Here is a 21,398-nt window from a genome sequence, read left to right on the forward strand (position 1 = left end):
GGCCACGAACGATGGCAGCCACCAGATCCGCGCGACGTGCCATATTATTGAGCGGGCTGGCCGCTTTCCTGTCTGGCTGTGCCGGGAAGTTTCGGTCATATGACGGACCCCCTGTAACCCGGTTGCGGATTTACAAGGAGCAGCGGCTACTGCTGCTTGACGGGGCGGATGGTGTCTTGAAGACCTACCCCATCGGTCTTGGTTTCGCACCCGAAGGCCACAAGCAGTTCGAAGGGGATGGGCGGACGCCGGAGGGCTCGTATCTGATAGATCGACGGAATCCGAAAAGTCTCTTCCACCTTTCCATTGGGATTTCCTATCCAAATGAGGCCGACATCGCTTTTGCGGAAGCGCTTGGTCGGTCTCCCGGAAAGGACATATTTATCCATGGCGGCCCGAGACCCGGCGTCGACCCCATGGATGTCCGCGACTGGACGGCAGGCTGCATCTCGGTATCGGACCGTCAGATCGAAGAAATCTACTCCATGGTTCGGAACGGGACGCCTATCGACATCTATGCCTGACTATCAGACAACGCGATGGTGATGGCGACGGCTATGACGATGACTTTGAATATCAGGCGCTAATACTTCGGCCGCTGAGACTGCTTTGCATTGCGGGTTGGCGGTAAGGCAGATCGGAAAAGCGTGCCTCTGAATGCCGAGACATCCGGTCGACCAGCATCAACCGGATGATCCGTTTCGACGACTGGCCGACTTCACTCATCCATGCCCATACAACTCGGCGTTCTGATGGGCATGTTCCTCGTGTTCGAACTCCAGACTCGAATGGGAAATGCCAGAACCATCCTTCAGACGGTTCTTAATGTCAGCCTTCACGATTTCGATACGCGCCCAGCCCTGATCGTTCAGCACCACGTGACAATCAAGCGCGACCTCATGCTCCTGCATCTGCCAAAGATGCACATGATGGACATCCAGAACACCATCGGCGTCTCGCATCGTCTGAACGACGGCGTCACTGTCGAGATCGGGCGGACTGCCGAGCATCAGGGTCCGGATCGGGCCGCCGATCTCAGTCAGTGACAGATAAAGGATATACAACGCGATGCCGATGGTGATGGCAGGATCGACCCAACGCAGGTCGTAAAGGAGGATCAACGTGCCGCCGATGATGACCGCAACAGAGGCGAGCGCATCCGAAAGATTATGCAGGAACAGTGCCCGCATGTTCACGCTGCCCTTCTGCATCGAGTAGGTGAGGCCCGCCGTCAGCGCATCGATGATCAATGCGATCCCGCCGAGGATGACGACCGTCCAGCCGCGCACCTCGGGCGGATCGATCATCCGCATGCCGCCTTCGTAGATCAGGTAGAAACCGATGAGAATGAGAGTTGTATAGTTGATGAGAGCGGCCACGATCTCGATCCGCCCATAGCCGAAGGTCATCGTCGAATCCGCGGGCCGGCGCGCGATCTTGCGGGCAACGAAGGCGATGACGAGCGAGGCCATGTCCGAGAAGTTGTGCAGCGCATCCGCGATCAACGCGAGGCTGCCGGCGAATATGCCACCCACGATCTGCGCCACGGTCAGCAGGGCATTGGCCCATATGGCTATGGAAACACGCCGATCCCCGGATTCGGGATCGAGATGCGCGTGGCTGTGATCATGCGGCATGTCCATGCTCCTTTAATAAACTTTTCCTCATGGCACCAATGCCAGGCACCGGGGGAACATCACCATTCCGGATCTTGCGCACTCGCGCGTTCATCCAATAGCGGATCGCATGGCGATACAGCCTCTCCTGGAAACGGCCGATCGCCTGTCTGCGGTTCTCGAAAAAATCGTCGGGTGAAGCGAAGGTTCCAAGATCGCGGGCAACACCGGTTTTCTGGATGTAGGTATCCTTACCGGTTCACCGGACTTGCGGCGCGCCAAGGCGATCCGTGCCGACACCATAGCCACACAGATCATTCTGGTCCGGGAAAGCGGCTCGGATCGCCTGAAGATATGGACTGTCGAGAATGAACCCTTCGAGGTTCAGCCAATCGCCATCCAGTTCGACTTCCACCCAGGAATGAAGGATTTCTGCGGGAGCCCATGGATAGACCGCCTCCGGCACCATGCCACGCTGAAGCGTCTTGTGAATCGTGAACCCGTGCAGCCTGCATGGCATTCCCACACCGCGCAGGAGTGCCATCAACAAGGTGGCCTTGGTATTGCACTGGCCAAAGCCGTCCCGCAGCACGTCGCTGGCCGAAATGTCATCTGCTCGATTGTAGCCGAAGAGAATGTCGTCGCGCACGAAATCGTAGATGGCGCCGATCCGATCGGCTTGCGGCAAACTTGCCCAACCCCGCTCCTCGATCAGGACGGCGATGGCAGGCACTTCGAAATCCAACATCGGGGTGGTCGCCGTCAAGCAGGTGGCAGTTTGCACGAACTCTCTCCACGAATCGTTGGGAGGAGAGGTAACTCCTACAGTGACTGTAGCTTCAAGGCTTTTTCGCTCACGTGCCGCGTGGCGTTGCGAGAATAATCATTGCCCCTGTCAGGCTCACCATCGTCCCGATGAGATCCCACCGATCGGGACGGTGCCCCTCGGCCATCCACATCCAGAGCACCGATGCGGCTATGTAAATGCCGCCATATGCCGCGAAGGTCCGCCCTGCCGTGGACGTCTCGACCTGTGCGAGCAACCATCCGAATAGCGCCAATGAGACCATGCCGGGCAAGAGCCAAAGTGGCGAAGCGCCAAGCCGCCACCAGGCCCAGACGGCGAAGCATCCTGCGATCTCGGCGATGGCGGCCAGCGGATAAACGATGACGGCGTTCAAGTGCCGATGCCCTCGTGGTCCGTCAGGCACTCCGAGTGATCGCGCAGAACTTCGAGCACGCGGCAATCGGCCGCTCGCCCGCCGCTGCATTCCTCGATCATGCGTTCCAGTTCCAACCGCAGCACCTCGAGCCGGGCCACGCGCTGCTCGACCTGCTTGAGCTGGCGCCGGGCGATGGCATCCGCCTCCTCGCAGGAGCGGGCAGGATGATCGCTGAGGTCGAGCAGTTCGCGGATCGCATCAAGCGAGAAGCCAAGCTGCCGGGCGTGACGTATGAAGGACAGGCGGTCGAGTTCGGCATTTCCATAGCGGCGCTGGCCGCCATCGGTCCGCCCCGGTTCGGGCATCAGGCCGACCTGCTCGTAATAGCGGATCGTCTGCACTTTCGTGCCCGTCTTCTTCGCCAGATAACCAATCGTCAGCATCGTCGCACTCCAAACCTATACTCTCCGTAGGTTTGGAGCGACGGATTGGCAAGCTGGTGCCGCAGGATCACAAAATGCTTTGCAAAGTTCACGCGAATAGGGGTTGAACCTCCAGTAGGTCGAGGTTTTAGCAGTGCGCTGACACTTCCGGAATCGGTCCGCCACGGGCCGATAGCACCCCGCATTGGCCCTTCGTAGGAACAAGACAGCACATGACCAGCCATATGGAAAATGACGACCGGTCCGAGATGACGGACCCTTCTGTCGTTTGCGCTCGCTTTTCCCTGCTGGGGCAGCTCAACGCGACCGACATTCCCGTGGTCTCGAGCTACGTCAGCAAGGGTCCGGCATGAGGTTGCGCTATTGGGCCGCGGGGGCTGCGGCACTCGGTGTTTCGACGGGTATCCTTGTATACCCGACCCTGGTTTCGACGGAGTCGGTGCCGCCGGCCCTGACTGTGATCGGTGACTGGGCGCCTGCCCCCATCGCATCACCGCCGATGGCTCAGGACAACCCGGTCGAAGTCTCTGCGGAGCACGACGTTGCACCCGTCGCCATGCCGTTGGCTCTCCCCGAGGTGTTAGTGGCCGAAACTGCCCCGCCGGAGATTGCGCCGTCACACGCTGCATGGTCGCGTGAGATTGCGGCGGGCGAGACACTGGACGCGGTCCTGATGGACGCCGGTCTCAAGGCAGCGGACCGCGCAGAGGTCGCCCTTGCAATGGGTGTCGAATACGACCTGCGCAAGCTCCGCCCCGGTCACGTCGTTTCCGTCATGACGACCGATCTTGGCGCCCCGCAGCGGGTCACGCTGGAGGTCGATGACGGCACCCGTATCGAGGCAACCTTCGGGGATCGATTGGCCACCCGTGTCGTCTCACCGGAGCCCGAGGTCGAGATCGTGGCCGGGCAAGCCGAAGTCGTGACCTCGATTTCCTCGGCGCTTGCGGAGACGGGCATTCCGGCCCGTTTTGCCGTCGATCTCGCGCAGATACTTGGCGGCACGGTGGATTTCCGCCGTGAGCTCAGTGGCGGCGAGACCCTGCGCCTGCTTTGGCGAGAGTCGAGGGTGGAGGACGCTGTCATTGGCGAACCTCGGCTGGCCTTTGCATCTCTGGATGTCGGGGACGCTCTCTACGAGGTGGTCTGGCCCGACGATGAAAGCGGCCGTGCCACCATTTATCTTGATGGAGAGGTGCTGCGGGTTTTCGCCCCGCCCGTGCAAGGCGCGCGACTTTCCTCCGTCTTCGGAAAGCGCACCCATCCGGTTTATGGCAATGTGCGCATGCACACCGGCGTCGACTTTGCCGCCGCTTGGGGGACACCCGTGAATGCCACGGCCCCCGGGCGCATCGCCTATGTGGGCTGGCGCGGCGGCTATGGCCGGGTCGTCGAGATCGCGCATGGCTCAGACACCCTGACCCGCTACGCCCATCTCAGCGAGGTGCCGGACGGGTTGGCGCGGGGGCAGCGCGTCGCCGCAGGCGATACCATCGGCCTCGTAGGTGCCACCGGCACGGCAACCGGTCCGAACCTGCATTACGAGGTGCGTGTGAACGGCCGCCCCACAGATCCGTTGTCGGACGAGCGCCTGGCTCAAGCGACCGATGGGGCCGACGATGCTGGCGAGGCGCTGACCCGCCTCCTGAGCGCGCGGTCCCGGCTCGAAGCCCGCTTGTTACAACAGCCTGAACACGTCGCGACCGGCAGCCTCTGACTGTCTCCATTCCCGCTCGAACAAGGAACTCGATGATGGAGCAGATGTCCCCGCTCGCCCTCGGCGTCGTGGGCAGCCTTCTGGCCGGCGCCATGACTGCGGTCGGTGCAAGCCCAGTGCTGCTTGGCCAGATCCCGTCGCGCGCCACGCGCGACCTTGCACTCGGCTTCGCCGCAGGCGTCATGCTCGCGGCATCGTTCTTCTCGCTGATCATTCCGGCGCTTGATGCGGCCGAGACCCGCTTCGAGAACGACGCGGCACCGGCGGCTATCGCCTGCGCGGCAATCCTCTTAGGAATCGGCGCCGTGGCATGGATGAACGAGCGTTTGCCGCATGAACATTTCAGCAGCGGACGGGAAGGTCCTGAAGCCGCATCCCTCAGGCGGGTCTGGCTCTTCATCTTCGCGATCACGATCCATAATGTCCCGGAAGGCCTCGCAGTCGGCGTGGGCTTCGGGGCCGATGGCCTCTCGGGAGGACTGCCGCTCGCCTTGGGCATCGGTCTCCAGAACGCCCCCGAAGGGCTTGCCGTGGCGGTCTCTCTTCTCGGCGAAGGGTATGACAAGGGCCGGGCCTGGACCATCGCCGCGCTGACCGGCCTCGTGGAACCGATCGGTGGCGCCCTCGGCGCGGGCGTGGTCTCTCTGTCCCAGCCGCTCCTTCCCTGGGGTCTGGCATTCGCGGCGGGCGCAATGATCTATGTCATCAGCCACGAGATTATCCCCGAGACCCACCGCCGAGGACATCAGAACAAGGCGACATTCGGCTTGTCGATCGGCCTCGTCCTCATGCTTTTCCTCGATGTCTGGCTTGGCTGACCGAAACGGGCCAAGGGGCTTGAAGCTACAGCCGCTGTAGGTCGCATATCGGACGCAAACTGGGAATCACGGCGGGGAGAACGCCATGGCGGACGGCGATTTGCGACACTACGAGTGGCGGGTGACGGGCATGGATTGCGGCTCCTGCGCCGCAAAGGTGCGCGGAGCCGTGGGGCGCCTTCCGGGCGTGTCTGAGGTCGATATCGCCCTGATGGCCGAGCGGCTGCGATTGACCCTCGACGAGGGAGAGACCCTTCCGGCACAAGTCGAGACGGCGGTGCGAGCCGTCGGCTTCGGGATCGCGCACAAGGGTGCGGCGCTCGAGAGGCCCGAAGGCGGCTTCGTCCTTCCGAATGAAACTTTTCCTGACATGGTGCAGGAGGACGACGTTCGCGACGAGACCGTAGGGCAACCCGCGGGGCCCGGCGGCACATCCTGGTATCAGACGTCGAAGGGACGGCTGGTGATCGGCACCGGCGGGCTGCTGGCTGTCGCCGCAGCCTCGCACCTGATCATGCCGACCCACGTTTCCAAATGGGCCTTCATCCTCGCGACGCTCCTTGGTCTCGCACCGGTAGCGCGGCGGGCCATCGCCATGCTTCGGACGGGCATGCCCTTTACCATCGAGATGCTCATGACGATCGCCGCCACGGGAGCCCTCGTGATCGGCGAAGCGGAAGAGGCCGCGCTTGTCGTGTTTCTCTTCGCGGTGGGCGAGATGCTCGAAGGTCTCTCCGCCAACAAGGCGCGGGAAGGCATTCGCGCGCTGTCGCGGCTCGTGCCGAAGGTGGCCCTGCTCGAGAGCGGGGAACGCACCCGAGAGGTGCCCGCGCAGGCGCTCCGGGTGGACCAGACCGTGCTGGTCCGCCCGGGAGACCGCGTCCCCTGCGACGGCGAGGTGATCGAAGGGACCTCGGGGGTCGACGAAAGCCCCGTGACCGGCGAGAGCGTGCCGCGTCTCAAGGAGCCGGGCACAGCGGTCTTTGCCGGATCGATCAACACCGAGGCGGCCTTACGCGTGCGGGTGACGAAAGCGGCCCAGGACAACACCATCGCGCGCATCGTGCGTCTCGTTGAGGAAGCCGAAAGCGCGCGGGCCGCGACCGAGCGTTTCATCGACCGCTTCAGCAGGGTTTACATGCCCGCCGTGGTGGGCGCGGCAATTCTGGTCGCTCTGGTGCCACCCCTCGCCTTCGGCGCGGCGTGGCAGGACTGGGTCTATCGTGCCCTTGCCCTGCTGCTCATCGGCTGCCCCTGCGCGCTGGTGATCTCGGTGCCGGCCTCGATATCCTCGGCCCTGTCGACCGGGGCCCGCCAAGGCCTGTTGATGAAGGGTGGCGCCGTGATCGAGACAGTGGCGCGCACGACGCATGTCGCCTTCGACAAGACCGGCACGCTCACGCAAGGACGGCCCCGCGTGACGGATGTGATTGCCCTGTCTGGAAGCGAAGCGGAGTTGCTGGCGCGCGCGGGCGGCGTCGAAAGCGGGGCCAGCCATCCACTTGGCCGGGCGATCTGCGCCATGACCGAGGAGCGCGGCATCGACGCTGCCATGACCAGCGCCGCCAAGGCGCTTCCCGGTAAGGGCGCCGAGGCCGTGATCGATGGCAGGGCGATCTCGGTCGGCTCGCCCCGGCTGGCCGAAGAGCGAAGCGCGATGACCGCCGCAGTGCGCGCCCGGGTCTCGGCCCTCGAGGCTGAGGGCAAGACGGTGGTGCTTGTGCTCGACGATACGATGCCGCTGGGGATCATTGCATTGCGCGACGAGCCGCGGCCCGATGCCTCTTGGGCGATCGCCGAACTCCAGACGCTCGGAATCGAGCCGGTCATGCTCACGGGTGACAATCCCCGCACCGCGCAGGCCATCGCGGGCCAGCTCGGCATCGCGCATCAGGCCGGCCTCATGCCCGAAGACAAGGTCGCCGCCATACGCGACCTGACCTCCGACGCACGGGTGATGATGGTTGGCGACGGCATCAACGACGCGCCGGCGCTTGCGGCTGCGCATGTGGGCGTCGCTATGGGCTCGGGCACCGACGTGGCGCTTGAGACCGCCGATGCCGCGATCCTGCGCGACCGGGTGACAGACGTCCCGGGCACGATCCGGCTCGCGCGCGCGACCATGTCGAACATCCGTCAAAACATCGTCATCGCTCTCGGGCTGAAGATGGTCTTTCTCCTGACCACGATCCTCGGAATCACCGGCCTGTGGATTGCCATTCTCGCCGATACGGGCGCGACCGTGCTCGTGACACTGAACGCGCTACGGCTGTTGTTCTTCCGGCCGGACAAGGAGAACGTTGCAACAGGACATCTCGACCAAGAGATGTTCCGAGCCGACGGAACTGCCCGTGAGGCCGAGGGTATTGCCTCCCGAGAAGCGCAGAACGTGGTATGAGTGGTGATCTTCTGATCTGGATACCGGTGCTATTGGCCGCCGTCTGGGCCGCTCACTGGGGCGCGGAGCATCTGGCGGAGCATCTGAAGAAGCTACGTCAGCAATGGGGTTTCTCGGTGGCCGCTGGCGGTGCCTTCGTCGGCCTCGCCGCAGCCTCTCCGGAGATCGGCATCAACACCACGAGTGCCCTGCGTGGTGTCGGCGATATCGGTCTGGGCGCGCTTCTGGGGTCGAACGTGCTCGCCATTCCCCTGATGGTGCTGACGGCCTACGCCGCCACTCGCAAGAAGCGCATCGAAGGCCATGACGACCACGCAAAACAGCGGCAGGCGCATTTTTTGGAGATCGATCGCCGGGCCGTCACGGTGCAGGCCCTACCCTATTTGGGGATCATCGCGCTCTTCGCCCTGCTGACGCTGCCTGCGCCCTGGCGTGGCCTCCAGCCCCTCGACGGCTGGCTCCTGTTGCTGGGCTATCTTGCCTATGTCACGCAGGCCCTGTTGCGCGGGCGGAGCGATGGCGAAGAGGTCGAGTGGAGTTCGAAGGAAAAGCGGCTGGCGGCGGCCGGTGTCGCGTCCTTGGCCATTGGCGCCTACTTCACCGTCTTCTCGACCGAGAAGATAGTTAGCGCGTTCGGGCTGTCGAAGATCATCGGCGGCCTTTTCATCACCGCTCCCGTGGCGGCACTGCCGGAGATCTTCGCGACTTGGTATGTCGCCCGCAGCGGACAGATCACGTCGGGCGTCACCAGTGTCATCGGCGATCATACCGTGACCATGACCCTGGCCTTCATACCGCTGACGATTGTCGGGATGACGATCAACGATTTCCAGCTGTTCTGGGTCACGCTGAGTTTCGTGGCTCTGATGCCCGCCCTCTACGCCGCCTTCATCTGGTGCGGGCGCAAGGGCTTCCGGCTCTGGCAGGTCCTTACCCTGCCGATGGTCTACGCGCTCTACCTTGTCCTGCTTGTCGTCTGGGTGCAGCCCTTCGGCTCAGGCGGGTAAAGCTTTCATCGTCGCACCGCACCGAATGTGGAAAGTGGAGCCAGAGATGGGCGCACTATTTGCGTAGATATTTCACCAGCGCCAGGATCGCGAGGATCACCAGAACGAGGATCACCAGCCACCAGATTCCCATGCCGACCATCATGCCGCCGTCCATCATGTCTTTTTCCTCGTGCCTAAGCTTTGCCAATACTTGTAAAAACCACTGGCCCACCAACTTCCGGGATAGGCGATAGGTTCAAGCGTTCGGCAGGTGAAAAAAGGGCGAAGCCCCATCGAGAGGCTCCACCCTTTTTCATCAGCAGCAACCGGAACGGCTCTCGGGCTCGGAGACTTTCTGGACGAGATCCGCTGTCTCTGTCCCCTCTGCTTCGCGTGCCACATCGGCCTGCGCTACCACCCCGCAGCACTTGCCCTCACTGTCGATCACGACGGCACGGCGCATCTGGCGCTCCTCCATCTTGTTGCAGCAGGACGAGACCTCTTCTTCTGCCGTCGTGGTGAGCACGTCCGTGGACATGACGTCCGAAACGGCGGTCTCACCGGATTTGCCTTCGGCGACGGCCCCGCAGCAGATGTCGCGATCCGTGACGACCCCGAGCGGTTCGCCAGTATCGTTGAGGACGGGCAAGGCCCCGATGGACTGCTCGACCATCAGCTTCGCCGCTTCCTGAATGGTGGTTTCCCCCTCACAGCAAGTGGGGTTGCTCGTCATGATGTCCTGAACTTGCATGTCTTGCTCCTCTGGCTGAGTGCCGGGACGAACCACCGCGGCCGGGACGACGTTCCATGATTGCCTGGGCGTCGGCTACGGACCGCGGGTTGACGGTCTCGTGAGTGATTTCCACCCGTGCCCGGTAGACAGGTGCCCCGTCCGTTCATAGATCTGTGCCATGCGCCTCTGGCTTCGCCTTGTCTCGCTCTGCCTCTCGCTTGCCCTTCTGGGCGGGGTGATGATGCATGACGCGGCCGGCGCCCGGATGTCGTTCGACATGGCGGCATTGGCAATGACCAATGCGCAGGACGATCCCTGCCCTGCCTGTGATCAGGATGCGAGCGAGCAGCTGGTCTGCGATCTCGACTGCACTGCGCCCTTGCTGTCGACCGAGGCGTCGCCGGAGATCCTGCCGCAGACCGTTGCCGCGCGCAGCATGACACGTTTGGACGATACGGCGCTGCGAACACGTCGACCGGGTTTCGATCCCGCACCTCCACGAACCACCATCCTGAGCTGACCGGCCGCACCTCATAGGTGACGGCCCGGTGATGCCATGCCTGTCCGATCTGGACTGGCAGGCTCTCAACCGACCGACCCCTTCTCAGGATACCTTCCATGACTGCCCTTACCGCACGCGCGCTATCGCGTCGTCGCGTCCTGTCCTCCGGCTTCGCCGTGCTGGGCGCGACGATCCTTACCCCCGGCTTTGCCCGATCGGGCCCCTCGCAGACCTTCGACCTTGCCAATGCACTGGCTTTCGACGGCGCTGCTGTTCTCGCAGCCACGCCCGACGGATTGCTGCGACATGAAGGCGAAAGCTGGACAAAGCTCGGCGATGTGGAGCCGCCCAAAACCCTCTCGACACACCCGTCCCGCCCAGGCGTGATCTACGCGGGATGGCAGGACGGCAGCCTGCGCCGCAGCGATGACAGCGGCGGATGCCGGACTTCCCGGTGCGCCGATCCTGTCCCTCACCATGGCCGCGCATGCACCTGGCACCCTTTATGCCTCTCTCGAAGGCGACGGGCTGTGGCGCAGTGAGGATGACGGCGAGACGTGGGAGTTCGTCATGGACCGCCCCTATCTCGACGATGCCGAGCATGACGTGCTCAGCGTTGTCTCGGTCGCCAATGAGACCGGGATGGGTGGCATCTGGCTCTATGCGGGCACGCGAGCCGGGCTGACGCGGGTGCCGGACTGCTTCTGCCGCTGGCAGGATGTCGTCGCGGGCGACGCGATGGATTCCCTGGTCGCGGGCAACGCGCCCGCCAATGCCGAAACGCTGCCCAAGGGCGAGCCGGTCACGATCCTCACCCTGGCACCCGATACGCCCGAGCACCTTCTCGCGGCGCTGCCATCGGGGCTGTGGCTGTCGACGGATGCCGGGGTGAACTGGGCGCAGGCCACCCCTGACCCCGTCACCGCTCTGGCGGTCGATCCCGTCGACCCGCTGCACGTGCTGACTGCCGATGCCACCGGGCTGCGCGTCTCACGCGACGGCGGAACCACCTGGACCTCCTTCGATCAATCCAAGGACAGCTGACATGAACCGCAAGCTTCTCACGGGCTCCGCCCTCGCCTTGGTCGCCGCTTCCGCTATCGGCATCGCGACCTTCACCACCGCCGAAACCGACGTCGTGGGCGACACGCCGAGCGAAGCCACCGAAGCCACCGTCCCTGCCGCGCGACAGATGACGATCTGGCGCGATCCGAACTGTGGCTGTTGCGACGCCTATGCCGATTACATGGAGGAGAACGGCTACCACGTGACGCGGATCGACGACCGCGACTTCGACAAGCGCTCGATCGAGGCGGGTGTGCCCGAGCAGGGCCTCGGCTGCCACCTGGCGCAGGTGGACGGCTACTATGTCAGCGGGCTGGTCCCGGCCGAGATCGTGGAACGCCTGACCACGGAGCGTCCCGAGATCACCCGCATCACCCTGCCCGGCATGCCGATGAACGCCCCCGGCATGGCCGGCAAGAGCGGCCCGCTCAAGACCTACGCCTTCGCAGGCGACGACATCACCGTGTTCTCGGATGAGTGAATGCATGGAGGGCATGATGTCGATGATGAGCGGGCCGATGATGGGTGCCATGATGGCCGGAGGCGGGCTCATTCTCCTGCTGGTGCTGACCCTGACCGTGCTGAGCCTGATGGCGCTGGTCAAATTCCTGAGGAGTCTGCGATGAAACGCGGCCTGACATTGGGGATCGTCTCCGGCCTGGTCGGCGCTGCCGCGATTGCGGCGGTGGCGCAGGGGCTGCTGGAGGAGGACGCAGAAGCACCCGAGCAATCGCAGGAGATCGCAGGGCTCTCCATTCTCGGGGAGCCGGTCACGTCCGACATGGTCGACCAAGGGGGCGAGATCTATGCCGAGAGCTGCGCCGCCTGTCATGGCGCAAAGCTCGAGGGTCAGCCGGACTGGCGCCGCCGGACGGAGGACGGGCGCATGCCCGCGCCGCCGCACGACGACAGCGGCCATACCTGGCACCATGCCGACCGGGACCTGTTCACGATCACCAAGCATGGCGTCGGCGCGGTGGTGCCGGGCTACGAGAGCGACATGCCCGCCTTCAAGGGGCTGCTGAGCGACGACGAGATCAAGGCCGTGCTGGCCTATATCAAGACCAGCTGGTCCGAGCGCGAGCGCGGCTTCCAGGCCGAGGTTTCCGCCGGCGCCGAGGGCAAACCATGAGCGCGGCGGAACAGGAACCGCGCAAGCGGCCCCGTGGTCGGGTATTAGTGCTCCTTCCGGCAGCGCTGTTCGCAACACTCGCGGCGGCGTTCTACTGGGGCCTGATGAACTCCGACGACCGGCTGCCCTCGGCCCTGACCGGCAAGGCGGTTCCCGAGTTCGACCTGCCTCCCATCGAGGGCCGCGTCGACGGCCTGTCCACTGGGGACCTGCAAGGCGAGGTGTCGATCGTCAATGTCTGGGCCTCGTGGTGCGTGCCTTGCCGGATCGAGATGCCGCTTCTGGTCGAGCTGGCCGCGCGGGCCACGGTCCCGATCCACGGCATCAACTACAAGGATGCGCCGGATGCGGCGCTTCGTTTTCTCGACGAGACGGGCGATCCCTACACCCGCATCGGAGCCGACCGCTCCGGGCGCGCCTCGCTCGACTGGGGGGTCTACGGGCTTCCGGAAACCTTCGTCATCGATGCACGCGGCCGCGTTGCCTACAAGCATGTCGGCCCGTTCGACCGCCGCTCGCTGGAAGAAGAGATCCTGCCGGTCGTGCGCCGGCTTCAAACGGAGAACACGACATGAGCGAACGAGCGACGAACGCGATCGCGGCATTCCCCGCACGCCGGTTTCCCGGCCTGGGCAGGCGTGGATGGATGCTGGTGGCGCTGGCCGTCATCGGCACCGGCATGGCCCTGAACTGGGGCTGGCTCACCGCCATAGGTGCAGCCCCTCTGATCCTGAGCTTGGCCCCCTGCGCCGCGATGTGCGCGCTGGGGCTCTGCATGCGCGGGGGCTCGTCCGCCTGCGCCAACAAGACCGATCCGGCAAGCAAGCCGGACGTTTCAACTGACTGAACCCCACTCCGAAAGGACAAGACATGAAGATCACCACCAAGTTCGGCGGCGCCATCGCTCTCTCCCTGATCGCTTTCGCGCCAATGGCCTATGCCCAGGACACCACCCCGGCAGAGCCGCAGGAAACAACGAAGGAAGGCGGCCACATGGGCGGCGATATGGCCGGAATGCAGGGCATGTCCGGCATGGAAGGCATGGAAGGCATGGAAGGCATGATGCCGATGATGATGAAGCACATGCAGGCCTGCATGGAGATGATGGAGACGATGAACACCCACATGCAGGACCACCACGACCAGGCCGATCAAGCCGATCAGGGCTGACCGAAGGCGCGCCCGGGTTTCGGCCCGGGCGCGCCAAACAGAAAGACAGACAGATGCCCCCTTCCTCTCCCGACAGCTTTCACAAGCGGCTGCGCGTCCTCCTTTGGAGCGGAGCCGCCGTCTTCACCTTTGCCACCGCCGGACTTCTGGTCCTGCGAGATCAGGCCGAGCCTGCACAGGTCGTCTACAGCGGCGAGGCGGACATCCGGTCCGACTTCGAGCTTGTCGACCACACGGGACGCCCGGTCACCGAGGCGGATTATGCCGACCGCTGGCAGCTCGTGTTCTTCGGCTTCACCAACTGCCCCGATGTCTGCCCGACGACGCTGGCCTACATGGCCACCACCCTCAACCTGCTGGGCGAGGACGCGGACCGGGTCGCGCCGCTCTTCATCACCGTCGACCCCGAACGGGACACGCCCGAGGTCATGGCGGACTACGCCGCGAACTTTCACCCCCGGCTGGTGGGGCTGACGGGAAGCCCTGCCCAAGCCGCGGCGGCCGCGCAGAGCTTCAAGGTCTATCACGAGCACATGGCGGACGCGCAGGCACCGGACGGATACACCATGGCTCATGCCGGGCACATCTACCTGATGCGCCCCGACGGCCGGTTCGAGGCCGTTTTCCTCAAGGGGGATCAGCCGCCTGAAGATCTCGCCGAGGAAATCGAGATGCGTCTGGACCAGGAAGGGCGCAGCTGATGCGACACGCAATCCTCATCTTCATGATGGCTACCATGCTTGGCTCGCCAGCCTTGGCCGATCACCCCGGGGAGCGGCTGAACGAGGTTACGGCGGAAAAGGAACCGGGCTTCGAGGCGATCTTCAGGCCCGGACCCGATCTCGACCTCGTCACCCCGGATGGGGAAACACTCGGCCTGAAGGACTTCGCGGACCGCATCTTCCTGGTCAATTTCCGACCGGCCTCCTGCACCGAGGCCTGTGACGCCCAACACCGGCAGCTGGAGAAGACCGTTACCTCGCTCAATGCGAGCCCCATGCGCGATATGGTCGGCTTCGTGACCGTGGCCGAGGACGCCGCGGACATCGACACGCTCGATGCCGAGAACTGGTCGATTGTGCGGTCGCAGGGCAGCCTCGAGGATCTCGAGGCGCGGCTCGCTGCCGTCTCAGAGCGCCCGAGCGATGATCCGATGCTCTTTATCTTTGACCGGCAGGGCCGCCAGGTCGGCATCTTTCATGGAACCGATTTCGAGCCGCTCAACCTCCTCATGCATATCAACGGGCTGACCAACGCGCATCCGCAACCGGAGCCCGAAAGCTTCCTCGACAAGGTATTGGGGTGGTTCGAATGACGGTGGCGACGTCGGCGCGCTTCGCGGCAGCCCCGGACTGGCTGGGGGTTCTGCGGCGCTATTTCCTGTTTTCTCTCATCGGCCATCTGCTCTGGGAGGTGGCCCACATCCCGCTCTATACGATCTGGACCGAGGGCAGCGCCAGCGAGATCATCTTTGCTATCGTGCACTGCACGGGCGGCGATCTGATGATCGCCTTCAGCACCCTGCTCGTGGCGCTGTTCCTGTTTGGACGGTCAGAGTGGCCACGGCAGCGGTCGATGCCGGTGCTTCTGGCCGCCGTAGCGATGGGGGTGGGCTACACCATCTTCAGCGAGTGGCTGAACATCGTCGTGCGGGAGGCCTGGGCCTATCGCGACATCATGCCGGTGATCCCGGTCATCGATGCGGGCCTGACGCCGTTCCTGCAATGGCTCGTCGTGCCCACGGCGGCCTATCTCGGCGCCACGTCCCCGCGCGCGTGGCGGAGATGAGCCATGCCTGACATCCAGACTCTCGGCCTTCTCGCCGCGCTTCTGGCCGGCACGGTGTCCTTCCTGTCGCCTTGCGTCCTGCCGCTGGTGCCCGGCTATGTCTCCTACATCGCCGGGAGCACGGGGCCGGGCAAAGCGCCGAGCCGAGCCGCCATGATATGGCTGAGCATCTGCTTCGTGCTGGGATTCTCGACGATCTTCATCGCGCTTGGCGCCTCCGCCACCGCGCTCGGGCAGGCCCTGCTGCGCTGGCGCTTCGAGTTGAACATCCTTGGCGGGGCGATCGTCGCGCTGTTCGGTCTGTTCATGCTGGGCGCGGCCCGTATCCGTGCGCTGGAGGGCGACCTGCGCTTCGATCTCGACATTCCCGGCGGGCAGCCCATGGCGTCCTATGTCCTCGGCCTCGCCTTCGGCTTCGGCTGGACCCCGTGCATCGGGCCAATCCTCGGCGCGATCCTCACGGCAAGCGCCATGCAGGCCACTATGGGGGAAGGCGTGGCGCTGCTCGCGGTCTACTCCGTCGGACTCGGCGTGCCCTTCGTGCTGGTCGCAGCCTTCATCCAGCAGGCCGGCACGAGGCTGCGCAGGGTCCGCGGCATGGGGCGCGGGCTGCACAGGATCGCCGGGGCGGTCATGGTGCTGATGGGGCTCGCAATGATGACCGGCCAGCTGACCGTCTTTTCCTACTGGTTGCTCGAGACCGTGCCCTTGCTGGGCCAGATCGGATGACCCGCGAGAGATTTCAGAATCATGGAGATGCATGATGAGACATGACGACCATACGGAGCACGACCTGCCCGGCGACCGCACCGCAACCGATCCCGTTTGCGGCATGTCGGTCGATGTCGAGACCGCGAAGCACGTCTCCGAGCACGCGGGCGAGACCTTCTATTTCTGCTCGGCCAAGTGCCGCGAGAAGTTCGACACAAGGCCCGAGATCTTCCTCAATCCGGCGCTAAAGGCCTCGCCGCCTGAGCGCGAAGACGTCATCTACACCTGCCCGATGCATCCCGAGATCGAGCAGATCGGTCCCGGCTCCTGCCCCATCTGTGGCATGGCGCTCGAGCCCAAGGGCATTCCCATGACCGAAGGCCCGAGCGAGGAATATATCGACTTCCGCCGCCGCTTTGTCCTGGGCGCGGTGCTGACCGTGCCGCTGGCGGTGATCGCGATGGGGCGGCACTTCGCACCGCACGCCTTCGCCATCATTTCCGCGCCCATGCTCGACTGGATCGAGCTGATCCTCGCCACGCCGGTGGTGCTGTGGGCGGCGCTGCCGTTCTTCGAGCGCGGCTGGGCCTCGGTCAGGAGCCGCAATCTCAACATGTTCACGCTGATCGCGCTCGGCGTCGGTGTCGCCTATGTCTACTCGGTCGTGGCCACCGTCGCGCCGCAGCTCTTCCCGCCGCAGTTCCGTGGCCACGAGGGCGAGGTCGGCGTCTACTTCGAAGCGGCGGCGGTGATCGTCACCCTGGTGCTGCTGGGCCAGCTTCTGGAACTGCGCGCGCGTGAGCGCACCGGCGGGGCGATCCGCGCGCTTCTGGACCTCGCGCCCGAGACCGCGCGGCTCGTGGATGAGCGCGGCGAACGCGACGTGCCGCTCGACATGGTCCGCTCGGGTGATCGGCTTCGCGTGCGACCGGGCGAAAGCGTGCCGGTCGACGGCGTGGTGGTCGAGGGCCGCTCGACCATTGACGAAAGCATGATCACCGGCGAGCCGATCCCGGTCGAGAAGGCCGAGGGCGATCCGGTCACTGGCGGCGCACTGAACCAGACCGGCAGTTTCGTGATGCGTGCCGAGAAGGTCGGCGCCGAGACCATGCTCAACCGCATCGTCGCCATGGTGGCCGAGGCGCAGCGCAGCCAGGCGCCGATCCAGAAGCTCGCCGACAAGGTCTCGGGCTACTTCGTGCCCGCCGTGGTCGGCGTGGCGATCCTCGCCTTCGTGGTCTGGAGCCTGTTCGGCCCTGACCCGGCCATGGCCTTCGCGCTGGTCTCGGCGGTCTCGGTGCTGATCATCGCCTGCCCCTGCGCGCTCGGCCTCGCCACGCCGATGTCGATCATGGTGGGCGTCGGCAAGGGCGCAGGCCACGGCGTGCTGATCAAGAACGCCGCCGCGTTGGAGCGCTTCGCCGCCGTCGACACGCTGGTGGTGGACAAGACCGGCACGCTGACCGAAGGGCGCCCGGCGCTGGTCGAGGTGGTGGCCGAAGGCGTGCCCGAAGACGAGCTTCTGGGCCTCGTCGCCGCGCTTGAGGCGCAGTCCGAACATCCGCTGGCCCGCGCCATCGTCGAGGGCGCCTCCGCGCGCGGCATCACCCTGCCCGAAGGCGCAAGCTTCGACAGCATCACCGGCAAGGGCATCTCGGGTCGGGTCGCGGGTCGCGGTGTCGCGATCGGCAACGTCGCGATGATGCAAGAAGCGGGTGCCGACACCGCCGCCCTCTCCGAGCGGGCGGATGCCGCGCGGCGCAAGGGGCAGACGGCGATCCTCGTCGCCGTGGACGGGCGCGCCGCCGGCCTCGTCGCCGTGGCCGACCGGATCAAGGAGACGACGCCCAAGGCCATCAAGGCGCTGCATGACGAGGGTCTGCGCATCGTCATGCTGACCGGCGACAACGAGGTGACGGCCCGCGCCGTGGCCTCCGATCTCGGCATTGACGAGGTGATCGCCGAGGTGCTGCCCGCCGACAAGCAGGCGGCGATCCGGCGGCTGCAATCGGAGGGGCGCGTCGTGGCGATGGCCGGCGACGGGGTGAACGATGCGCCCGCATTGGCGGCCGCCGATGTCGGCATCGCCATGGGCACCGGCGCCGACGTTGCGGTGGAGAGTGCCGGTATCACGCTGGTGCGCGGCGACCTGACCGCGCTGGTGACCGCCCGCCGCCTAAGCCGCGCAACCATCCGCAACATTCGACAGAACCTGCTCTTCGCCTTCCTCTACAATGGCCTCGGAGTGCCGGTCGCGGCAGGCGTGCTCTACCCCTTCACCGGGATGATGCTTTCCCCGGTCATCGCGGCCGCTGCAATGAGTCTGTCCTCGGTCTCGGTGGTGGGAAACGCGCTCAGGTTGCGTGCGGCAGAAGTCGGATTCGGGGAATAGCTCCAATATCTCGTTCTAAGTCGCGTCACCTTCGTCCTACGAAGAGGATTCCCGCATCACCGCTCGGAGCTGCGGCTGTGGTAGGCGGATCAGAAGAAGGAGCCTTCATAGGCCATCACCACCTTGTCGATCCCCATCTGTGCGACTGCCGGGTCTTTGCCGCAATCGCAGTGAGCTTAGGCCCGACGGTCGTGCAGATTGGCAGCGGAGCTGTATCGGACTCTATAAGGCAGCGGTCTCTAACCGCTTCGACACCGTGCACACGACGCTGGAGCTGGAATGTGCTCGGTATCCCTGCGACGCACTCTCCGAGTTCGGCGGTCGAGGGCATGACAAAGCGCCGGGCAGATGAGCGACGCCGGTGTTTGGTCCGTGGAGGGGAATATCCGGGCAGTTCTGCTCCGCACTATTTTCGCAGCTGCTCCTGGTTGTATCCGATAACCCGTCTTATCGGATACTAAAGTTCGGTGGGTCCACCCAGAACATGGCCGGCGATCTCGTTCGTTGTTGGGCCGGCTATCTGGCCGTTTCTGGAGCGAGGTCAGGCGGCGCTCGCCTTCACCTTGATCTTCACCTCGCTAACCGGTCGACCGAGGGCATGGGCAATCAGCATCCGGTGGCTTTCGATGATGTCTTCTTCCGAGATCTCCAGCGCGTCCTCGTCGATGGCAATCGTCTCGATTTTTCCCATTGCCGCGAGGCCGACCTGCACCCGGTTCGACCACCATTCGAACCGACTTTCCCAACCCTTGCGCCCGGTGATGAACCGACCGAGCTGGAGCGCCTGAAGTTCCCGCATGACCGAGATCACATCGGAGCGCGTGAGCATGAACTCCTCTTCAATATTGGCGATGCCCCACTTCGTTCCCTCACGCTCAGCGACATCGACATCCGTGGTCTCGGTGTTGCGTTTGCCCTCCGACAGCCAGCCGAGCATAGCGCGCGCCGCTTCGTTCTCATTCGCCAACTTGCGCAGGGCCTTCGCCGTCGATTTGGAGTCCGTCATCCCTCCACTCCTTTTGTCTCTTATCAATCATTTCAGCAGTAAAATGTGTATGGCGGAAGCCATCGTCACGCAACCCCTTTGTGCTCTTATAATATATTAAAGTAAAATGGCGTGATGATCTCTGTTGCGCGCAGACAAGGCCGTATCGGAAAGGCCGGCGATACGCGCCGCCGCGGCCGTTAAGTAGGACCCCGGCTCTACCGGGGTCCTGCCTTGCCTCAGGCCATCAGGGCGCGGCGGAGTGTCGCCAGGATGTCTTCCAAGCGGGCACCAGACCAGCGCAGGTGCGCGTCGAACGGAGCCGGCCCCGGCATACCCCAGGCCGTTTCGGACCGGCAGCGGCCCGGGATTATGTGCAGGGTCTCGAGCAGGACCTCGAGACAGACATGGGCTTCCTCGAGCAAGTCCCGGAGGTGCTCGTTGGTAAAATCCGGGTCGAGATGCAGCTGGTCCAGCGCTGCGAGCGCAGCGGCCCCTTGGGGTCGTCCGGCTTGGGCGAGCACGCGGCCGAGCGTCACGCGCTCGGCGTCGAGCCAGGCGCCGAGGCGGTGCAGGGCGATTTCGGGGATGGATGTCCCCGGAACGGGTGCGGCGGTAACGGGAGTGAAGACGATCGAGTTCATAAGGAACCTCCAGTCGGAGTGTCCGGGGCATTGCGCCCAAGGGCCGCGTCGGAAAGGACGGCGAGATCGCCGCCGCGGCCGTCAAGACGAGGCGCCACGACAGCGGGCCCCGGAAGTCCGCCGGGGTTGCCATCCCGACGGTCGAACTGAATATTGGCCGCCCGCACCGATGACGAAGGAAAAATATGGCCCTATGCCGTTTCAGTGCTTTTTACTGTAAGCGACTTGCAGGCCCCGGGTCACTCGCGACCGATCGTGCACAAATTTGTAAATGCGTATCTACGCATGCACATACGTTTGCACGCAGGTGCGTATGCGCATGCGTAGATACGCACCTGCGTGCTTGACTGCGCTGCTGGAACTACGCAAAGTGGCCCCATGAAAACGATGACGATAGCAATGCAGAAAGGTGGAGCCGGCAAGACGGCTCTGAGCCGCAACTTGGCAGCCCTTGCGGCCACGGAGGGGCAGCGCGTCCTCTTGGTCGATCTCGACCCGCAAGGCACCACCAGAAGGTGGCTCACGCGCCGCCAGGTGGATCACCCCACCATGCTCGATGACGACCCGGAGCCGGGCGATCTGCCGGCAATCCTGCCGCGCCTGAGCAGTCATTTCGACCTGGTGGTGATCGATACCCCGCCGCAGGTGCCAGGATGGATGCAGAACGTGATGGGCGCCTCTGACTTGGTGGTAATTCCGAGCCGGGCCAGCACTGATGACTTGGACGCGATCGGCCCAACAATCGGCGCAGCAAGTAAGGCAGGGGTGCCATTCGCGTTCGTCATGACGATGGTCAATCCTCAGGCGCGCCTTACAGATGCTGCCGCAAGGGAGCTTGCCCAGCATGGCCGCGTAGCCCCCGTCAATATCAACAACCGCATCGTCTATGCCGAGATGGGCGGGGCCGGGCAGAGCGTCATCGAGGCGAACAACCCGGACGCGCTCGCCGAGATGCAGCGGCTATGGCAGTATCTGAAAGGGGTGATGTGATGGCAAAAAGTTTCAGTCTGTCAGGCTTAGTAGATACCGAGGCGAAGACTCCCGATCAAAAAGGGCAGGGGGCTCGCACGCGCTCCAAACCGAAGGCGGCGCCGAAACCGAAGCCGGCACCCACCCCTGTGTCGCCGAGCAA

Annotated in this window: 26 protein-coding genes and 1 pseudogene; 20 read left to right on the plus strand and 7 right to left on the minus strand. The window is 64.4% G+C overall.

All coding sequences use genetic code 11. The annotated features are described in order from the left end of the window. Positions 1–11 precede the first annotated feature (11 nt). Positions 12–524 carry a L,D-transpeptidase family protein gene (locus ACRAQ3_RS17305; RefSeq protein ID WP_432256581.1) on the plus strand — a complete coding sequence of 171 codons (513 nt, stop codon included), beginning with the start codon at positions 12–14 and terminating at the stop codon, positions 522–524. Between the two features lie 198 nt (positions 525–722). Here ACRAQ3_RS17305 and ACRAQ3_RS17310 read toward each other — a convergent pair whose 3' ends face one another. The 4 genes and pseudogenes from ACRAQ3_RS17310 to ACRAQ3_RS17325 form a co-directional block, all read right to left on the minus strand. Further along, complete coding sequence (locus tag ACRAQ3_RS17310; RefSeq protein ID WP_432256582.1) at positions 723–1,637, minus strand: cation diffusion facilitator family transporter; 915 nt, start codon at positions 1,635–1,637, stop codon at positions 723–725. Continuing rightward, a pseudogene (locus ACRAQ3_RS17315) lies at positions 1,627–2,364 on the minus strand (transglutaminase-like domain-containing protein). Before ACRAQ3_RS17315 ends, ACRAQ3_RS17310 begins: the two are co-directional and overlap by 11 nt. 106 nt (positions 2,365–2,470) lie before the next feature. Continuing rightward, entirely contained in the window at positions 2,471–2,797 is a 327-nt protein-coding gene (locus ACRAQ3_RS17320) for a YnfA family protein (RefSeq protein ID WP_432256583.1), read from the minus strand. Continuing rightward, the gene (locus ACRAQ3_RS17325; protein ID WP_432256584.1) at positions 2,794–3,222 is read right to left on the minus strand and encodes a MerR family transcriptional regulator; all 429 of its coding nucleotides are present in this window, start codon (positions 3,220–3,222) and stop codon (positions 2,794–2,796) included. Before ACRAQ3_RS17325 ends, ACRAQ3_RS17320 begins: the two co-directional genes overlap by 4 nt. 212 nt (positions 3,223–3,434) lie before the next feature. Between ACRAQ3_RS17325 and ACRAQ3_RS17330 the strand changes: the two genes are divergently transcribed. The 5 genes from ACRAQ3_RS17330 to ACRAQ3_RS17350 all read left to right on the plus strand — a co-directional run bounded on the left by ACRAQ3_RS17330 (position 3,435) and on the right by ACRAQ3_RS17350 (position 9,162). Next, the gene (locus ACRAQ3_RS17330) at positions 3,435–3,575 is read left to right on the plus strand and encodes a hypothetical protein (protein ID WP_432256585.1); all 141 of its coding nucleotides are present in this window, start codon (positions 3,435–3,437) and stop codon (positions 3,573–3,575) included. Then, positions 3,572–4,939, plus strand: a complete 1,368-nt coding sequence (locus ACRAQ3_RS17335) for a M23 family metallopeptidase (RefSeq protein WP_432256586.1) — start codon at positions 3,572–3,574, stop codon at positions 4,937–4,939. The genes ACRAQ3_RS17330 and ACRAQ3_RS17335 overlap by 4 nt, the downstream gene beginning before the upstream one ends. Before the next feature lie 35 nt (positions 4,940–4,974). After that, on the plus strand, positions 4,975–5,757 hold the full coding sequence (locus tag ACRAQ3_RS17340) for a ZIP family metal transporter (protein ID WP_432256587.1): 783 nt from the start codon (positions 4,975–4,977) through the stop codon (positions 5,755–5,757). A gap of 85 nt (positions 5,758–5,842) precedes the next feature. Continuing rightward, on the plus strand, positions 5,843–8,155 hold the full coding sequence (locus ACRAQ3_RS17345; protein WP_432256588.1) for a heavy metal translocating P-type ATPase: 2,313 nt from the start codon (positions 5,843–5,845) through the stop codon (positions 8,153–8,155). Continuing rightward, entirely contained in the window at positions 8,152–9,162 is a 1,011-nt protein-coding gene (locus tag ACRAQ3_RS17350) for a sodium:calcium antiporter (RefSeq protein WP_432256589.1), read from the plus strand. Before ACRAQ3_RS17345 ends, ACRAQ3_RS17350 begins: the two co-directional genes overlap by 4 nt. Positions 9,163–9,460: 298 nt before the next feature. Here ACRAQ3_RS17350 and ACRAQ3_RS17355 read toward each other — a convergent pair whose 3' ends face one another. Further along, positions 9,461–9,895, minus strand: coding sequence for a CBS domain-containing protein (locus tag ACRAQ3_RS17355; RefSeq protein WP_432256590.1), 435 nt, complete (start codon positions 9,893–9,895; stop codon positions 9,461–9,463). A gap of 160 nt (positions 9,896–10,055) precedes the next feature. Between ACRAQ3_RS17355 and ACRAQ3_RS17360 the strand changes: the two genes are divergently transcribed. The 13 genes from ACRAQ3_RS17360 (at position 10,056) to ACRAQ3_RS17420 (ending at position 18,637) form a co-directional block, all read left to right on the plus strand. Further along, entirely contained in the window at positions 10,056–10,397 is a 342-nt protein-coding gene (locus ACRAQ3_RS17360) for a hypothetical protein (RefSeq protein WP_432256591.1), read from the plus strand. Between the two features lie 408 nt (positions 10,398–10,805). Then, positions 10,806–11,423 (plus strand): WD40/YVTN/BNR-like repeat-containing protein, encoded by a 618-nt coding sequence (locus ACRAQ3_RS17365; protein WP_432256592.1) that lies wholly within the window; start codon positions 10,806–10,808, stop codon positions 11,421–11,423. A 1-nt stretch (position 11,424) separates the two neighbouring features. Then, positions 11,425–11,925: a DUF411 domain-containing protein gene (locus tag ACRAQ3_RS17370; RefSeq protein WP_432256593.1), complete on the plus strand. Its 501-nt coding sequence runs from the start codon at positions 11,425–11,427 to the stop codon at positions 11,923–11,925. Between the two features lie 16 nt (positions 11,926–11,941). Further along, entirely contained in the window at positions 11,942–12,070 is a 129-nt protein-coding gene (locus tag ACRAQ3_RS17375) for a hypothetical protein (RefSeq protein ID WP_432256594.1), read from the plus strand. After that, entirely contained in the window at positions 12,067–12,576 is a 510-nt protein-coding gene (locus ACRAQ3_RS17380; RefSeq protein WP_432256595.1) for a c-type cytochrome, read from the plus strand. The genes ACRAQ3_RS17375 and ACRAQ3_RS17380 overlap by 4 nt, the downstream gene beginning before the upstream one ends. 47 nt (positions 12,577–12,623) lie before the next feature. Beyond that, the gene (locus tag ACRAQ3_RS17385; protein ID WP_432256596.1) at positions 12,624–13,151 is read left to right on the plus strand and encodes a DsbE family thiol:disulfide interchange protein; all 528 of its coding nucleotides are present in this window, start codon (positions 12,624–12,626) and stop codon (positions 13,149–13,151) included. After that, positions 13,148–13,423 (plus strand): hypothetical protein, encoded by a 276-nt coding sequence (locus ACRAQ3_RS17390; protein WP_432256597.1) that lies wholly within the window; start codon positions 13,148–13,150, stop codon positions 13,421–13,423. The genes ACRAQ3_RS17385 and ACRAQ3_RS17390 overlap by 4 nt, the downstream gene beginning before the upstream one ends. A 23-nt stretch (positions 13,424–13,446) precedes the next feature. After that, positions 13,447–13,746 (plus strand): hypothetical protein, encoded by a 300-nt coding sequence (locus ACRAQ3_RS17395; protein WP_432256598.1) that lies wholly within the window; start codon positions 13,447–13,449, stop codon positions 13,744–13,746. 53 nt (positions 13,747–13,799) lie between these two features. Beyond that, positions 13,800–14,447 (plus strand): SCO family protein, encoded by a 648-nt coding sequence (locus ACRAQ3_RS17400; protein ID WP_432256599.1) that lies wholly within the window; start codon positions 13,800–13,802, stop codon positions 14,445–14,447. Beyond that, complete coding sequence (locus ACRAQ3_RS17405; protein WP_432256600.1) at positions 14,447–15,061, plus strand: SCO family protein; 615 nt, start codon at positions 14,447–14,449, stop codon at positions 15,059–15,061. The genes ACRAQ3_RS17400 and ACRAQ3_RS17405 overlap by 1 nt, the downstream gene beginning before the upstream one ends. Then, complete coding sequence (locus tag ACRAQ3_RS17410; protein ID WP_432256601.1) at positions 15,058–15,534, plus strand: hypothetical protein; 477 nt, start codon at positions 15,058–15,060, stop codon at positions 15,532–15,534. The genes ACRAQ3_RS17405 and ACRAQ3_RS17410 overlap by 4 nt, the downstream gene beginning before the upstream one ends. A gap of 3 nt (positions 15,535–15,537) precedes the next feature. Further along, the gene (locus tag ACRAQ3_RS17415) at positions 15,538–16,263 is read left to right on the plus strand and encodes a cytochrome c biogenesis CcdA family protein (protein ID WP_432256602.1); all 726 of its coding nucleotides are present in this window, start codon (positions 15,538–15,540) and stop codon (positions 16,261–16,263) included. A gap of 31 nt (positions 16,264–16,294) precedes the next feature. Continuing rightward, a complete protein-coding gene (locus tag ACRAQ3_RS17420) occupies positions 16,295–18,637 on the plus strand; it encodes a heavy metal translocating P-type ATPase (protein ID WP_432256603.1) in 2,343 nt (780 codons plus the stop codon). Positions 18,638–19,178: 541 nt separating this feature from the next. Here the strand turns inward: ACRAQ3_RS17420 and ACRAQ3_RS17425 are convergent. After that, a complete protein-coding gene (locus ACRAQ3_RS17425) occupies positions 19,179–19,643 on the minus strand; it encodes a hypothetical protein (protein WP_432256604.1) in 465 nt (154 codons plus the stop codon). Positions 19,644–19,861: 218 nt separating this feature from the next. After that, positions 19,862–20,266: a hypothetical protein gene (locus ACRAQ3_RS17430; protein WP_432256605.1), complete on the minus strand. Its 405-nt coding sequence runs from the start codon at positions 20,264–20,266 to the stop codon at positions 19,862–19,864. Positions 20,267–20,644: 378 nt separating this feature from the next. On the opposite strand from ACRAQ3_RS17430, the gene ACRAQ3_RS17435 reads away from it, so the two are divergent. Further along, positions 20,645–21,256 carry an AAA family ATPase gene (locus tag ACRAQ3_RS17435; RefSeq protein WP_432256606.1) on the plus strand — a complete coding sequence of 204 codons (612 nt, stop codon included), beginning with the start codon at positions 20,645–20,647 and terminating at the stop codon, positions 21,254–21,256. The last annotated feature ends 142 nt before the right edge of the window (positions 21,257–21,398 follow it).

The sequence above is a fragment of the Limimaricola sp. AA108-03 genome (assembly GCF_050847355.1).
Taxonomy (GTDB): domain Bacteria; phylum Pseudomonadota; class Alphaproteobacteria; order Rhodobacterales; family Rhodobacteraceae; genus Limimaricola.

What these genes read in the sequence shown, in the direction of transcription:
- ACRAQ3_RS17305 (WP_432256581.1), top strand. Translation starts at nt 12, where the DNA reads ATGGCAGCCACCAGATCCGCGCGACGTGCCATATTATTGAGCGGGCTG.
- ACRAQ3_RS17310 (WP_432256582.1), bottom strand. Translation starts at nt 1,637, where the DNA reads ATGCCGCATGATCACAGCCACGCGCATCTCGATCCCGAATCCGGGGAT.
- ACRAQ3_RS17325 (WP_432256584.1), bottom strand. Translation starts at nt 3,222, where the DNA reads ATGCTGACGATTGGTTATCTGGCGAAGAAGACGGGCACGAAAGTGCAG.
- ACRAQ3_RS17330 (WP_432256585.1), top strand. Translation starts at nt 3,435, where the DNA reads ATGACCAGCCATATGGAAAATGACGACCGGTCCGAGATGACGGACCCT.
- ACRAQ3_RS17335 (WP_432256586.1), top strand. Translation starts at nt 3,572, where the DNA reads ATGAGGTTGCGCTATTGGGCCGCGGGGGCTGCGGCACTCGGTGTTTCG.
- ACRAQ3_RS17340 (WP_432256587.1), top strand. Translation starts at nt 4,975, where the DNA reads ATGGAGCAGATGTCCCCGCTCGCCCTCGGCGTCGTGGGCAGCCTTCTG.
- ACRAQ3_RS17345 (WP_432256588.1), top strand. Translation starts at nt 5,843, where the DNA reads ATGGCGGACGGCGATTTGCGACACTACGAGTGGCGGGTGACGGGCATG.
- ACRAQ3_RS17350 (WP_432256589.1), top strand. Translation starts at nt 8,152, where the DNA reads ATGAGTGGTGATCTTCTGATCTGGATACCGGTGCTATTGGCCGCCGTC.
- ACRAQ3_RS17355 (WP_432256590.1), bottom strand. Translation starts at nt 9,895, where the DNA reads ATGCAAGTTCAGGACATCATGACGAGCAACCCCACTTGCTGTGAGGGG.
- ACRAQ3_RS17360 (WP_432256591.1), top strand. Translation starts at nt 10,056, where the DNA reads ATGCGCCTCTGGCTTCGCCTTGTCTCGCTCTGCCTCTCGCTTGCCCTT.
- ACRAQ3_RS17365 (WP_432256592.1), top strand. Translation starts at nt 10,806, where the DNA reads ATGACAGCGGCGGATGCCGGACTTCCCGGTGCGCCGATCCTGTCCCTC.
- ACRAQ3_RS17370 (WP_432256593.1), top strand. Translation starts at nt 11,425, where the DNA reads ATGAACCGCAAGCTTCTCACGGGCTCCGCCCTCGCCTTGGTCGCCGCT.
- ACRAQ3_RS17375 (WP_432256594.1), top strand. Translation starts at nt 11,942, where the DNA reads ATGTCGATGATGAGCGGGCCGATGATGGGTGCCATGATGGCCGGAGGC.
- ACRAQ3_RS17380 (WP_432256595.1), top strand. Translation starts at nt 12,067, where the DNA reads ATGAAACGCGGCCTGACATTGGGGATCGTCTCCGGCCTGGTCGGCGCT.
- ACRAQ3_RS17390 (WP_432256597.1), top strand. Translation starts at nt 13,148, where the DNA reads ATGAGCGAACGAGCGACGAACGCGATCGCGGCATTCCCCGCACGCCGG.
- ACRAQ3_RS17395 (WP_432256598.1), top strand. Translation starts at nt 13,447, where the DNA reads ATGAAGATCACCACCAAGTTCGGCGGCGCCATCGCTCTCTCCCTGATC.
- ACRAQ3_RS17400 (WP_432256599.1), top strand. Translation starts at nt 13,800, where the DNA reads ATGCCCCCTTCCTCTCCCGACAGCTTTCACAAGCGGCTGCGCGTCCTC.
- ACRAQ3_RS17405 (WP_432256600.1), top strand. Translation starts at nt 14,447, where the DNA reads ATGCGACACGCAATCCTCATCTTCATGATGGCTACCATGCTTGGCTCG.
- ACRAQ3_RS17410 (WP_432256601.1), top strand. Translation starts at nt 15,058, where the DNA reads ATGACGGTGGCGACGTCGGCGCGCTTCGCGGCAGCCCCGGACTGGCTG.
- ACRAQ3_RS17415 (WP_432256602.1), top strand. Translation starts at nt 15,538, where the DNA reads ATGCCTGACATCCAGACTCTCGGCCTTCTCGCCGCGCTTCTGGCCGGC.
- ACRAQ3_RS17420 (WP_432256603.1), top strand. Translation starts at nt 16,295, where the DNA reads ATGATGAGACATGACGACCATACGGAGCACGACCTGCCCGGCGACCGC.
- ACRAQ3_RS17425 (WP_432256604.1), bottom strand. Translation starts at nt 19,643, where the DNA reads ATGACGGACTCCAAATCGACGGCGAAGGCCCTGCGCAAGTTGGCGAAT.
- ACRAQ3_RS17430 (WP_432256605.1), bottom strand. Translation starts at nt 20,266, where the DNA reads ATGAACTCGATCGTCTTCACTCCCGTTACCGCCGCACCCGTTCCGGGG.
- ACRAQ3_RS17435 (WP_432256606.1), top strand. Translation starts at nt 20,645, where the DNA reads ATGAAAACGATGACGATAGCAATGCAGAAAGGTGGAGCCGGCAAGACG.